We start from the raw sequence: 12,309 nt of genomic DNA, 5'->3' as shown, positions 1-12,309 counted from the left end.
ACCTCTCACAGACCTGCCAGCTCGAGGAGATGCTCGGTCTCCGGGCCCTTCACCAGCTTCGCCGCGGCGACCTTGTCGGTCGGGCCGATCCCGTAGGAGGGGCAGTCCTTAGCCAGGACGCACACCCCGCACGCGGGCTTGCGCGCGTGGCAGACCCGACGGCCGTGAAAGATCACTCGGTGCGACAGATCCGTCCACTCCTTGCGTTCGATCAGTGTCCCGACCGCGTGCTCGACCTTGACCGGATCCGTCTCGTCGGTCCACTTCCATCGTCGGACCAATCGGCCGAAGTGCGTGTCGACGGTGATTCCGGGCACACCGAACGCATTGCCGAGGACAACGTTCGCGGTCTTGCGGCCGATGCCGGGCAGCGTCACGAGATCACGCAACCTGTTCGGAACCTCTCCGTCGTAGCGCTCGAGGAGCGCCTGCCCGAGACCGATGATCGAGTTTGCCTTGTTGCGATAGAAGCCGGTTGTACGGATGTACTCCTCGAGCTCCGTTCGGTCCGCCTCGGCGTAGGCGCGAGCGTCGCGATAGCGTGCGAACAACGCGGGAGTTGCCTGGTTGACTCGCACATCCGTGCACTGGGCCGACAGGATGGTGGCCACCGTGAGCTCGAGCGGAGTGGTGAAGTCGAGTTCGCAATAGACGTGCGGGAAGGCCTCCTTCAGGCGGCGGTTCATCCGCCGCGCCCGGCGCACGAGAGCCAGCCGTGATTCTCCGGTGGGAGTGGTCACCGAACCCGGGCTGCGGTCGTCTGCTGTGGCGGCGTGCACCTCGACAACTCTACGGACCCTCCCGCCGGCCGGATCCCCCGCCGTGTTTCTTCTGAGACGTTCACAGTGTTTACTTCACCCTTATGCAAGGTCTGGCTGTCGTGCTGTTCCCTGTGCTGCTCATGCTCTTCGCACTCGCGATGGAGCGCGTCGAGTTCCGCCTCCGGCGGCTGACGGTCCGCGAGCAGGAGGTCGAGGAGTTTCTCGACCAGGCGAGCCAGGACGAGGTCGCGACGCTCGCCGCCGATGGGTTCCCGAACGCGCTGGCCCGGTTCAACCGTCGACGCAGGCGGGGGCGCCGCGACGCTCCGGACACCGTCAGCGCCGACGAGGACGACCAGAGCCCCCGACGCGCGAGCTGATTCGCGCCGGCAGGGCCGATGTCGGGTGGTGGACAGACCGCACGAGACGCCGAACGCCGGAACGCGTGGATTTGTGAAGATTTCTTCACGGTGGTGCAGAATCCCGCACTGTGTCCGTGATTCGTCCCACAGCTGCGCCAAGTAGACTCTGTTCGCGTACCGGTTGCATGAGACCTAAGTCCCCGTGCAGCAATCTGCAATTGACGAACAGTTTTCCAAGAGGAGCGCAAGTGGACGAGGTCCTTGCCAGAGCGGGCATCTTCCAAGGAGTCGAGCCCTCGGCGGTTGCTGCGCTGGTCAAGCAGCTCCAGCCCGTCGACTTCCCCCGCGGGCACGTCATCTTCAACGAGGGCGAACCCGGTGACAGGCTGTACATCATCGTCTCCGGCAAGGTCAAGCTCGGCCGCCGCTCGCCGGACGGCCGTGAGAACCTGCTGACGATCATGGGTCCGTCGGACATGTTCGGCGAACTGTCGATCTTCGACCCAGGTCCGCGCACGTCGACGGCCACCACCGTCACCGAGGTGCGCGCCGTGAGCATGGACCGCGACGCCCTCAAGTCGTGGATCGACCAGCGCCCGGAGATCGCGGAGCAGCTGCTGCGCGTGCTTGCACGTCGCCTGCGTCGCACCAACAACAACCTCGCCGACCTGATCTTCACCGACGTTCCGGGTCGTGTCGCCAAGGCACTGTTGCAGCTCGCGCAGCGTTTCGGCACCCAGGAGGCCGGGTCCCTCCGCGTGACGCACGACCTCACGCAGGAGGAGATCGCTCAGCTCGTCGGTGCCTCCCGCGAGACCGTGAACAAGGCCCTGGCCGACTTCGCACACCGCGGCTGGCTGCGTCTCGAGGGCAAGAGCGTGCTGATCTCCGACTCCGAGCGTCTGGCCCGACGCGCTCGCTGACCGCTCGGTCAATCGCGGAGATACTCCAGCTGCACCCGGACCGACTGCTCGGCCGCGGGCCAGAGTGTCTCGTCGATGTCGGTGTAGACGTGCTCGACAACCGCCCGTACGTCCGCGTCAGCACCGAGGGCGTCGAGCGCTCCCCGGATCTGCGTCAGACGCTCCTCGCGGTGCGCGAGGTAGCGCCTGGCAACCGTTTCGAGGTCGGGCAGCTCCGGCCCGTGCCCGGGCAGGACCATCCGGCCCGCCCCGAGGCCGATGAGGACCCGCATCGACTCCAGGTAGTCACCCAGGTTGCCGTCCGAGGCGTCGAGCACGGTGGTGCCCCGGCCGAGGATGGTGTCGGCAGTGAGCACGGACCCCTCGTCCTCGATCACGAACGACACCGAGTCTGCCGTGTGCCCCGGAGTACGGAGCACCCGTAGCGTGAGGCCCGCCGCTTCGATCAGTTCGTCGTGTTCCAGACCTGCGCCGCCGCCCCTACGCAACTCTTCCCGCACCGCACGTACGGGCGCCCCGGTGAGCTCGACGAACTTGTCGATGCCACCCGTGTGATCGTGGTGGCGGTGCGAGATCAACGTCAGCGCCACTGTCCCAGCACCCGCAACCCGCGCCAGGTGCGCCGGGTCGTCGTCACCGGGATCGACCACGATGCACTCGTCGTTGCCGGGCGCACGCAGGATCCAGGTGTTGGTGCCCTCGAGCGCGTACATGCTCGGATTGTTCTCGAGCATCACGGCCGCGACCGGAGTTACCTGCCGCAGCTGGGCGTACGCGGGGTGGTGAAGCGTCATCGACGCACCTTCCTGACGGGTGGACAGCAGGTTCGGCGGAAACCAGCGTCATGGAACCGGGCATCACGGAACCGAGCATCACTGTACGACGACTACCTCGAGCTTCCTGCCGTCCACCCCATGTACGGTGTGGCGCAACGCAATCACATGTGGGTGCCGCCGTCGATCCGGATCTCGGTCCCGGTGACGAAGGCGCCGTCGTCGGAGGCGAGCATCGCAACGACGCCGGCGACGGTCTCCGGACTCGCGAAACCCTCGCCGATCCACGGATAGAGCTTGCCGATCAGGCTGGTGTCGACACCCTCCGGGAAGCCGGGGTTGCTGGTCATGCCCGACGCAATGCTGCCGGGCGCGACCGCGACTGCGCGTAGGCCCTGCTTGGCGTACTCGAGCGCAATCGCGTGGGTGAACGACTGGATGCCGCCCTTCGAGGCTGCGTACGCCGCCATGTACGGGTGCGCGAACTGCGCCGACGTGGAACTGAAGTTCACCACGACGCCCTTGCCGGTCTCGAGCAGCGCGGGCAAGGCCTGCCGGGTGACCAAGAACGTGCCGGTCAGATTGGTGCCGATGACCTCGTTCCAGGATCCGAGGTCGGTTTCGTGGGTGTGCGACGAACGCAGGATGCCGGCGGCGTTGACCAGTACGTCGAGGCCACCCAGGCCGGCGATCGCGTCGCCGACGTTCTCACGGACCGAAGCCTCATCGGCAACGTCGGCGACGACCGAGCGCAGGCGGTCGGAGACACCGGCCTGCTCGGCATGCTCGTGCGTCACCGCCAGCCCGCGCTCGGACACGTCCGCTCCGGCGACGATGCCGCCCTCTTCGAGTAGGCGGGCCACTACCGCCTGCCCGATGCCCGACCCCGCACCGGTGACGAGCACTCGACGGCCTTCGAATCGCTTCATGGTCCCTCCGTACTAATGCACCTCACTAATGCACCCCACTAATGCACCTCGGACTAACGCACCTCCGCGATCAGTTCGACCTCGACGGGTGAGCCCAGCGGCAGCTCGGCGACACCGACGGCCGAGCGGGCGTGGATGCCGGCGTCTCCGAACACCTCGCCGAGGAACTCGGAGGCACCGTTGATCACACTGGGCTGGCCCGTGAATCCTTCGGCCGAGGCCACGAAGCCGACGACCTTGACGATGCGCACGATCGAGTCCAACCCGACCAGCGCGTCCACTGCGGCGAGCGCGTTCAGCGCGCAAGTGCGGGCAGCAGCCTTCCCGTCGGCCTCCGAGACGTCCGCACCGAGCTTGCCGGTCAGGGACAGGGTCCCGGCGACGAACGGCAGCTGGCCCGAGGTGTGAACGTGACTACCGGTGCGGACGGCCGGCACATAGGCAGCGACCGGAGCCGCGACCGGTGGCAGAGCGATACCAAGCTCGGCCAGGCGCGCGGTCCAGGACTGTGTGACGTCTGCCATCTGCCTCAGCCCTTGGGTCGCTTGAGGTAGGCCACATGCTGTTCGCCGGTCGGTCCGGGGAGCACGGTCACCAGCTCCCAGCCGTCGCCACCCCACTGGTCGAGAATCGCCTTTGTCGCGTGCGTCAACAGCGGCACGGTCGCATACTCCCAGGTAGTCATTTCACTCATGCCGCCGAGCCTATCCCCCACGCATACCGGCCCCGCGACTTATAGGCTCGTGGCCGTGGCAGCACCGACAGATTCGGCCGCGCATAGGTGGCCGCAGAGCGCCGACCGGGCGCGACTGCACTTCGTCTCCGGTAAGGGTGGTACAGGCAAGTCCACCGTCGCTGCCTCGCTGGCGCTTGCACTCGCCGCCGGAGGACGGCGGGTGCTGCTGGTCGAGGTCGAGGGCAGGCAGGGTATCGCGCAGTTGTTCGACGTCCCACCGCTGCCGCCGCAGGAAACCAAGATCGCGACTGCCGAGGGTGGCGGCGAGGTGTTCGCCCTCGCCGTCGACCTCGAGACCGCGTTCCTCGAATACCTCGACCTGTTCTACAACCTCGGGTTCGCGGGACGCGCAATGAAGAGGATCGGCGCGGTCGAGTTCGCGACGACCCTCGCACCGGGACTGCGTGACGTGCTGCTCACCGGAAAGATCAAGGAGTGCGCGGTACGCACCGACAAGTCCGGTCGCCGCGTGTACGACGCGGTGGTGGTGGACTCGCCACCGACCGGCCGTATCGGAAAGTTCCTGGACGTGACCCGGGCCATGTCAGATCTGGCGAAGGGCGGGCCGATCCACTCGCAGAGCCTGGGCGTCGTCCGACTGCTGCACTCGGAGGAGACCGTCGTGCATCTGGTGACGCTGCTCGAGGCGCTGCCCGTGCAGGAGACGGCGGACGCGGTCACTGAACTCCAGTCCGCCGGCTTGCATCTCGGGGCGGTAATCGTGAACCGCACCGACTCCGCGCACCTGCCGAAGGAGGCACTCGACGACGCGGCGAACGGACGGATCGATGCCGAAGGAATCCACAAGGGGCTCGCGGCCGCAGGCATCACGCTGTCCGACGACGATTTCGCGGGCCTGCTGACCGAGGTGATCGAGCATGCGGCCACCCTGGCTGCGCAGGACGAGAGCGCCAGGCAACTCGACGATGTGAAGGTGGCCCGCATGTACTTGCCCACGCTGGTGGACGGCGCCGATCTCGGGGGCCTCTACGAACTCGCCGAGCGGCTGAGCGCGCAGGGTGTGCGATGAATCTGCCACGCACGGCCCCGGCCCTTGACCTGGAAGCGGTTCTCACCGATCCGCGTACCCGCATCGTCGTATGCTGCGGCGCCGGCGGTGTCGGGAAGACGACGACGGCCGCGTCCATGGCACTGCGCGCCGCCGAGCAAGGTCGACGGGTCGCGGTTCTGACGATCGATCCAGCCCGCCGGCTGGCGCAGGCTCTGGGAGTCCAGGACCTCGACAACGAACCCCAACTCGTGGACCTCGCGCTCGGGTCGACCGGGGAGCTGCACGCGATGATGCTCAACATGCGCCGGACGTTCGACGAGATGGTCCTCGAACACTCCCCACCCGGCAAGGCCGAGCAGATCCTCGCGAACCCCTTCTATCAAACGGTCGCCACGTCGTTCTCCGGAACGCAGGAGTACATGGCGATGGAGAAGCTCGGCCAGCTCGCCGCAGACCGCCGCTGGGATCTCGTAATCGTCGACACACCACCGTCACGCAACGCGCTCGACTTCCTCGATGCCCCGCAGCGGCTCGGGGCGTTTCTCGACGGCCGCATGATCCGTCTACTCACCGCGCCCGGGCGGGGCATAGGCCGCCTCGTGACGGGAGCGATGGGGCTGGCCCTCAAGGGTGTGTCGACGGTGGTGGGCAGCCAGATGCTCGCAGACGCATCGGCGTTCGTGCAGTCGCTGGACTCGATGTTCGGGGGCTTCCGGGAGCGGGCGACTCGCACATACGAACTGCTGCGCCGCGAAGGCACCCAGTTCGTCGTCGTCGCGTCCGCCGAGCCCGACGCACTGCGGGAAGCAGCATTCTTCGTCGACCGGCTGTCCGGTGACCGGATGCCGCTCGCAGGCCTGATCCTCAACCGCACCCACCCCACGCTGTGCTCGTTGCCCGCCGATCACGCCCTCACGGGCGCCGATCTGCTGGACGAGGGCGACCCGACGGACGCAGCGAATCGACTGACCTCCGCCGTCCTGCGGGTCCACGCGCATCGCGCGGTGACCGCGAAACGAGAGGTGCGGCTGTTGAGCCGCTTCACCTCCTCGCACCCCCATGTACCGATCGTCGGGGTACCGTCGCTGCCGTTCGAGGTCTCGGACCTCACGGCGCTGCGTGCGGTCGGGGATCAGCTGACTCGCCGGGGTTGAAACACACCCGGTTCCAACCCATCAGCGTCATAGAGCGTCATAAGCGCAGCCCCGGCAAACGAAAGCGGTAGCGGGGCTGCGCCGTAACGAGATCGACGAGACTGTGGCGATTCCGGTCAGGCGATTCCGGTCGGGCTACTTCTCCGAAAAAGGCCTACCCGGGCTGCTGTTCAGACCGCGGACTGATGCTGACGCTGCGCCTCGAAGAAGTCCGCCCAAGACTCGACCTCGGGGTGCTGCTTGAGCAGTGCTCGACGCTGGCGTTCGGTCATGCCGCCCCACACCCCGAACTCGACCCGGTTGTCGAGTGCGTCGGCTCCGCACTGCATGAGGACCGGGCAGTGCCGGCAGATGGTTGCGGCCTTGCGCTGGGCCGCACCACGTACGAAGAGCTGATCGGGGTCGATTTCACGGCATCGTGCCTGTGCAACCCACTGAATCCGGGCTTCCGCCTGTTCGTAGTCGAGCCGCGTGGCGGGGCTGGTCATGTGCATTCGGTTCCCCTTCGTCGAAACGCCGTTCCCCACGGCGCTCAGGATGTTCCCACAGCCCCCGGTAGCACGCGAGGACTGCACCACATTCCTAATTCAGTGTTAGCTGTATCACACCGACGAGAGTCAATTTAGGTAAAGGAAGTCCGGTGCGCAAGATCACAGCCAGAAATTCTGGTACGGGCGTGCATACTTCGTCGCCTTTGACCGAGTCCCACCCGCTTCTTCGTCGCCGAACTAGCGTCCAGTTCTCGCTGTCGGGTGGGCTCGGCGGTACACGTACTCTGTTGGACGTGTCGAGAGCCAAAACGATCGCCAAGCTCGCGGGTTGCACCGCACTCGCCGGTGTCCTTGTCGCAGGTGTGTTGTTTCCGTTGGCGGGAGGATTCGGGTTCGCCTCCAACCGCGCGGTCGACGCCGTCGACAACGCATCGGCCGAACTCGTCGAGGGCATCGTTCCCGCGGTGACGACTATGACCGACGTCGACGGCAATCCGATCGCTTGGCTGTACGAGCAGCGCCGGTTCGAGGTTCCGAGCGACCAGATCTCGAACGAGATGAAACTGGCGATCGTCTCGATCGAGGACAAGCGCTTCGCCGAGCACGACGGTGTCGACTGGCAAGGCACCCTGCGCGCGTTCATGACGAACACCACGAGCGGTCAGGTCCAGCAAGGCGCGTCGACCATCGAGCAGCAGTACGTCAAGAACTACCAGCTGCTGGTGGTTGCCCGCGACGAGGCCGAACGCCGCGCCGCAATCGAGACCACGCCGGCACGCAAGATCCGAGAGATCCGGATGGCACTCGCGCTCGACAAGGAACTGAGCAAGGACGAGATCCTCACCCGCTACCTCAACCTCGTTCCGTTCGGCAACGGCTCGTTCGGCGTGCAGGATGCCGCCCAGACCTACTTCGGTATCGATGCCAGGGACCTGACCCTGACGCAGGCGGCGATGCTTGCCGGCATGGTGCAGTCCAGTTCCGCACTGAATCCGTACACCAATCCGGACGGGGTTCTCGAGCGTCGCAACACCGTGCTCGACACGATGATCGAGAACATCCCGGACCGTGCCGACGAGATCCGCGCTGCGAAGACCGAACCCCTCGGGGTGCTACCCGAGCCCAATACCCTCCCGCGTGGCTGCATCTCGGCCGGTGACAAAGGGTTCTTCTGCGACTACGCGCTGCAGTACCTCGAGGCCTCGGGTATGAGCCGGGACCAGATCAACCGCGGCGGCTACACGATCAAGACGACGCTCGACCCGGACGTACAGGAGTCGGTCCAGTCGGCGCTGGTGAACAACGCCGACCCCAAGCTGAACGGCATCGCGAACGTGATGAACGTGGTCGAGCCGGGCCAGGACGAGCACCGCGTGCTGGCGATGGGCTCCAGCCGCACGTACGGACTCGACTCCTCAGAGGAACAGACCGTGCAGCCCCAGCCCTACTCTCTCGTCGGGCACGGCGCCGGATCGATCTTCAAGATCTTCACGACGGCCGCCGCGATGGAGGAGGGCCTGGGCACCAGCGCGATCCTCGATGTTCCTGCTCGCTTCGAGGCCCGCGGCATGGGTAACGGCGGCGCCCGGGGCTGTCCGCCGGCCACGTACTGTGTCGTGAACGCAGGGAACTACGCCCCGAGGCTGTCGGTCACCGACGCGCTCGCTCAGTCCCCGAACACGGCGTTCGTGAAGCTGCTCCAGTCGACCGGTGTCGATGCCGCCGTCGACATGGCCGTGCGCCTCGGCCTGCGGTCGTACACGGACCCGGGCTCGTCCGGCTTCGGAGACCAGAGCATGGCCGAGATGCAGAAAGAGCAGAACCTCGGCTCGTTCACCCTCGGACCCACGTGGGTCAATCCGCTCGAGCTCGCCAACGTCGGCGCGACCCTCGCCTCTCAAGGCAAGTGGTGCCCACCGACGCCGATCGACTCCATCACCGACCGCTTGGGCAAGCCCGTCCCGATCACTCAGCAGGCGTGTGAGCAGGTGGTCGATCCGGGTCTGGCCGACACCCTGTCGGTGGCGTTGAGCAAGGACGACGCCCCGGGCGGCACGGCCTTCGCGGCCGCCAATTCGGCTGGCTGGAACCTTCCGATGTCAGGCAAGACAGGCACCACCGAGTCCAACATGTCCTCTGGGTTCCTGGGGTACACCAACAACCTTGCGGCCGCTGCGCTTGTCTACGGTGACTCCACGTCGCCCGGTCAGATCTGCTCATCCCCACTGCGGCCGTGTAGCAGCGGCAGCCTTTACGGCGGCAACGAACCGGCCCGCACATGGTTCCAGGCGATGATGCCGATTGTCGGCGACTTCGGCCCCACCACGCTGCCGGAAGTCGCCGAAAGGTACGTCACGGGATCACAGAACGCCCGGGTGCCTGACGTCGTCGGTATGACTGAGGACGCCGCGGTCGCCGCCCTGAAGGACGCCGGTTTTGCGGCGAGCGCGGTAAGTACCGAGTCCCACGAGCCCAGGGGCAATGTCACCGCCAGTTCACCGTCGGGCCTGGCGGTTCCGGGGTCGACCATCACGGTCTACGTCAGCGACGGCTCCGTGACCGCCCCGCCTTCCGATTCCGATTCCGATGCGGAATCGCCGGAGCAGACCTCGCCGCCCCCGACGACGACCACGCCTGCCGGCTGAACCCGTCGGGTTTCGTCTGGCCCGGAGTCGGGTAGTCGGGGTGCATGAACCTTCGTCACCTGTACAACCGCGCTGAGTCCGCGTCTTTCCTCGACGGACTCAGCGCCACATTGCAGCACCGCATCCAGGCCGGGCTGGGCCGCACGCCGATCGGTGATCGCCTCCGCGGCGGCTGGCTGGGGCACCCGGTGCATCCGGGTCTCGTCGCCGTACCTATCGGAGCGTGGACAAGTTCCCTGATCTTCGACGTCTGCTTGCGCGACCACCGCGGGGCGCGTCGGCTCATCGGTGTGGGATTGCTCGCCCTTCCGCCGACCTTGGCGACGGGCTGGGCGGACTGGAGCGAACGCGACGTCCGCCAGCGGCGAGTCGGCCTGCTGCACGTCGCAGCCAACGGGGTGGGAATCACGTTGATGCTCGCATCGTTCCGCCGTCGCCGACAGGACCCGAGCGCAAAGGACCGAATGGCCGTCGCGCTGTCCGCAACCGCCCTCGGGGCAGTCGGGTTCGGCGGCGCGCTGGGCCAGCATCTCGTCTATGGCCAGGGCGCCGGTCTCGAGATGACAGCCTCGAACGATGGCCCCGCGTTCGATCCGGTGCTCGCCGATGTCGACACCGACACCGAGACACATGAAGGGAATGGCCATCGCCACTTGTTGAGCGGTAGAACACAGTGACGACCGACCTACGCTGAGCAACCTACTTACGGGCCCCGCACCGTCTCAGTCCGCTGGGAAGACAGCGGGCCGGGTCGCAGGCGCGCGGACTACAAGCGGGGGCGGACTACAGGCGATCCTTGACTGCCTTCGAGATTCGCGATCCGTCGGCCTTGCCCGCCGCGAGCGCGGTGGCGGCCTTCATGACCTGACCCATCTGCCGCATACCGGGGCGCTCACCCAGTTCCTCGGCGACCTGCGCGATGGCGGTGTCGGCAACGTCGGCAAGTTCGGCGTCCGTGAACGGTGTGGGCAAGTAGGAATCGATCACCTGCGCCTCGGCACGCTCGTTGGCGGCGAGTTCACCCCGCCCGGCCGCGGTGTAGACCTCGGCAGCCTCGCCACGCTTCTTCGACTCTTTGGCAAGGACTTTGAGGATCTCCTCGTCGTCGAGTTCGCGGGCCTCCTTGCCGGCCGTCTCCTCCTTCTGGACCGCCGAGAGGATCATGCGCAGCGTGGACAGGCGCAGTTGATCCTTCTCCTTCATCGCGATGGTGAGATCGGCGCGGAGCTTGGACTTGAGCGTGGGAGTGGTATCGGCCATGCGCCGAACGGTACGCGCCCGGGGCCGTGTCCTGCACCTGCATTGCCCGTATTCTGAAACGGTGTCTGATCTGTCTAGCCGTACCTCGAACCGCAGCGCCATGAACCGAGCCGCGCTCGCCACCGCCGGAGCCGCCGCCCTGGGCATTGGTTACGCCTCACTGATCGAACGCAATGCGTTTGCGCTGCGGGAAGCGACGTTGCCGGTCCTAGCACCGGGCTCTGCGACCCTGCGAGTGCTGCACGTCAGTGATCTGCACATGATGCCGAACCAGAAGCTCAAGCAGAAATGGCTGCGAGAGCTGGACCGCCTCGAGCCCGACCTCGTCGTCAACACGGGCGACAACCTGGCGCACCCGAAGTCGGTACCGGCTGTAGTGCAGTCGCTGGGCGGCCTGCTGGCCCGCCCCGGCCTGTTCGTCTTCGGCAGCAACGACTACTTCTCGCCCAAGCCGAAGAATCCGTTCGAGTACTTCAGGAGGAACCGGCGACGGGTACTGGGTGCCCCGTTGCCGTGGGCGGACCTGCGGGCCGCGTTCAACGAGCGCGGCTGGCTCGACGTCACCCACGTACACCGCGAAATCGAGGTCGCGGGCGTGCGCATCGCCGCCGCCGGCGTCGACGACCCGCACCTGGGTCGCGATCGCTACGACACGATCGCCGGCCCGCCGAACCCCCTGGCACAGCTCAAGCTGGGAGTCACGCACTCCCCCGAGCCACGGGTACTCGATCGCTTCGCCGACGACGGCTATGACCTCGTCCTGGCCGGGCACACGCACGGCGGTCAGCTGTGTCTTCCGTTCTACGGCGCGCTCGTGACGAACTGCCAGTTGGACCGCTCCCGGGTGAAGGGGCCGTCGCGCTGGGGTGCACACACGCGGCTGCATGTTTCCGCGGGTGTCGGAACGTCGCCGTACGCGCCGGCCCGATTCTGCTGCCGACCCGAGGCGACGCTGCTCACGCTGGTCCCGGCACCGCACCACGACACCACCGTCGGCCGCGGATCCGCAGCCGTGGAAACCACCGTTTCAGGCCTCTGACCAGCCGATTTACCCCCTACGAGTCGGTCATGTAGGCTATCGGAGGTTCAACACCGGGGTGTGGCGCAGCTTGGTAGCGCGCTTCGTTCGGGACGAAGAGGTCGTGGGTTCAAATCCCGCCACCCCGACCAGTGTCAGAGCAAAAAGAGGCCCTATCCGAGGAATTCGGTAGGGCCTCTTTCCACATCTTCATCCTCGGTGCGTCGGGACCAGCGCGACGCTGC

General features: G+C 66.6%; 14 protein-coding genes and 1 tRNA gene. 8 read left to right on the top strand and 7 right to left on the bottom strand.

Annotated elements, in window-relative coordinates; genetic code table 11:
* Window positions 1–5: 5 nt before the first annotated feature.
* On the bottom strand, window positions 6–686 hold the full coding sequence (gene nth / locus EF834_RS16570; RefSeq protein ID WP_127948369.1) for an endonuclease III: 681 nt from the start codon (window positions 684–686) through the stop codon (window positions 6–8).
* A gap of 176 nt (window positions 687–862) precedes the next feature.
* Here nth and EF834_RS16565 point away from each other — a divergent pair, with 176 nt between their 5' ends.
* On the top strand, window positions 863–1,141 hold the full coding sequence (locus tag EF834_RS16565; RefSeq protein WP_127948309.1) for a hypothetical protein: 279 nt from the start codon (window positions 863–865) through the stop codon (window positions 1,139–1,141).
* 230 nt (window positions 1,142–1,371) lie between these two features.
* On the top strand, window positions 1,372–2,046 hold the full coding sequence (locus tag EF834_RS16560) for a Crp/Fnr family transcriptional regulator (RefSeq protein ID WP_005515884.1): 675 nt from the start codon (window positions 1,372–1,374) through the stop codon (window positions 2,044–2,046).
* A gap of 8 nt (window positions 2,047–2,054) precedes the next feature.
* Here EF834_RS16560 and EF834_RS16555 read toward each other — a convergent pair whose 3' ends face one another.
* The 4 genes from EF834_RS16555 to EF834_RS16540 form a co-directional block, all read right to left on the bottom strand.
* Window positions 2,055–2,840: an MBL fold metallo-hydrolase gene (locus EF834_RS16555; protein WP_127948308.1), complete on the bottom strand. Its 786-nt coding sequence runs from the start codon at window positions 2,838–2,840 to the stop codon at window positions 2,055–2,057.
* A gap of 143 nt (window positions 2,841–2,983) precedes the next feature.
* Complete coding sequence (locus tag EF834_RS16550) at window positions 2,984–3,748, bottom strand: SDR family NAD(P)-dependent oxidoreductase (RefSeq protein ID WP_127948307.1); 765 nt, start codon at window positions 3,746–3,748, stop codon at window positions 2,984–2,986.
* 53 nt (window positions 3,749–3,801) lie between these two features.
* Complete coding sequence (locus EF834_RS16545; protein ID WP_127948306.1) at window positions 3,802–4,272, bottom strand: RidA family protein; 471 nt, start codon at window positions 4,270–4,272, stop codon at window positions 3,802–3,804.
* 5 nt (window positions 4,273–4,277) lie between these two features.
* Window positions 4,278–4,442 (bottom strand): DUF4177 domain-containing protein, encoded by a 165-nt coding sequence (locus EF834_RS16540; RefSeq protein ID WP_127948305.1) that lies wholly within the window; start codon window positions 4,440–4,442, stop codon window positions 4,278–4,280.
* Between EF834_RS16540 and EF834_RS16535 the strand changes: the two genes are divergently transcribed.
* Window positions 4,441–5,514, top strand: coding sequence for an ArsA family ATPase (locus EF834_RS16535; protein WP_127948304.1), 1,074 nt, complete (start codon window positions 4,441–4,443; stop codon window positions 5,512–5,514). The two genes, EF834_RS16540 and EF834_RS16535, sit on opposite strands and share 2 nt — an antisense overlap.
* Window positions 5,511–6,650, top strand: a complete 1,140-nt coding sequence (locus EF834_RS16530; RefSeq protein WP_127948303.1) for an ArsA family ATPase — start codon at window positions 5,511–5,513, stop codon at window positions 6,648–6,650. Before EF834_RS16535 ends, EF834_RS16530 begins: the two co-directional genes overlap by 4 nt.
* Before the next feature lie 170 nt (window positions 6,651–6,820).
* Here EF834_RS16530 and EF834_RS16525 read toward each other — a convergent pair whose 3' ends face one another.
* Window positions 6,821–7,144: a WhiB family transcriptional regulator gene (locus EF834_RS16525; RefSeq protein ID WP_127948302.1), complete on the bottom strand. Its 324-nt coding sequence runs from the start codon at window positions 7,142–7,144 to the stop codon at window positions 6,821–6,823.
* Window positions 7,145–7,452: 308 nt separating this feature from the next.
* Between EF834_RS16525 and EF834_RS16520 the strand changes: the two genes are divergently transcribed.
* Together EF834_RS16520 and EF834_RS16515 are read left to right on the top strand one after the other, a co-directional pair.
* Complete coding sequence (locus EF834_RS16520; RefSeq protein ID WP_127948368.1) at window positions 7,453–9,786, top strand: penicillin-binding protein; 2,334 nt, start codon at window positions 7,453–7,455, stop codon at window positions 9,784–9,786.
* A 44-nt stretch (window positions 9,787–9,830) separates the two neighbouring features.
* Complete coding sequence (locus tag EF834_RS16515) at window positions 9,831–10,463, top strand: DUF2231 domain-containing protein (protein ID WP_127948301.1); 633 nt, start codon at window positions 9,831–9,833, stop codon at window positions 10,461–10,463.
* A gap of 106 nt (window positions 10,464–10,569) precedes the next feature.
* Here the strand turns inward: EF834_RS16515 and EF834_RS16510 are convergent, their stop codons facing one another.
* Window positions 10,570–11,046: a GatB/YqeY domain-containing protein gene (locus tag EF834_RS16510; protein WP_127948300.1), complete on the bottom strand. Its 477-nt coding sequence runs from the start codon at window positions 11,044–11,046 to the stop codon at window positions 10,570–10,572.
* A gap of 100 nt (window positions 11,047–11,146) precedes the next feature.
* Here EF834_RS16510 and EF834_RS16505 point away from each other — a divergent pair, with 100 nt between their 5' ends.
* A complete protein-coding gene (locus EF834_RS16505) occupies window positions 11,147–12,085 on the top strand; it encodes a metallophosphoesterase (RefSeq protein WP_235871268.1) in 939 nt (312 codons plus the stop codon).
* Between the two features lie 54 nt (window positions 12,086–12,139).
* Window positions 12,140–12,216 (top strand) — tRNA-Pro (locus tag EF834_RS16500).
* The last annotated feature ends 93 nt before the right edge of the window (window positions 12,217–12,309 follow it).

Source organism: Rhodococcus spongiicola (genome assembly GCF_004011835.1).
Lineage (GTDB): Bacteria > Actinomycetota > Actinomycetes > Mycobacteriales > Mycobacteriaceae > Prescottella > Prescottella spongiicola.
The sequence above is the reverse complement of the archived record's forward strand: the minus strand, read 5'-3'. Positions and strand labels throughout refer to the sequence as shown.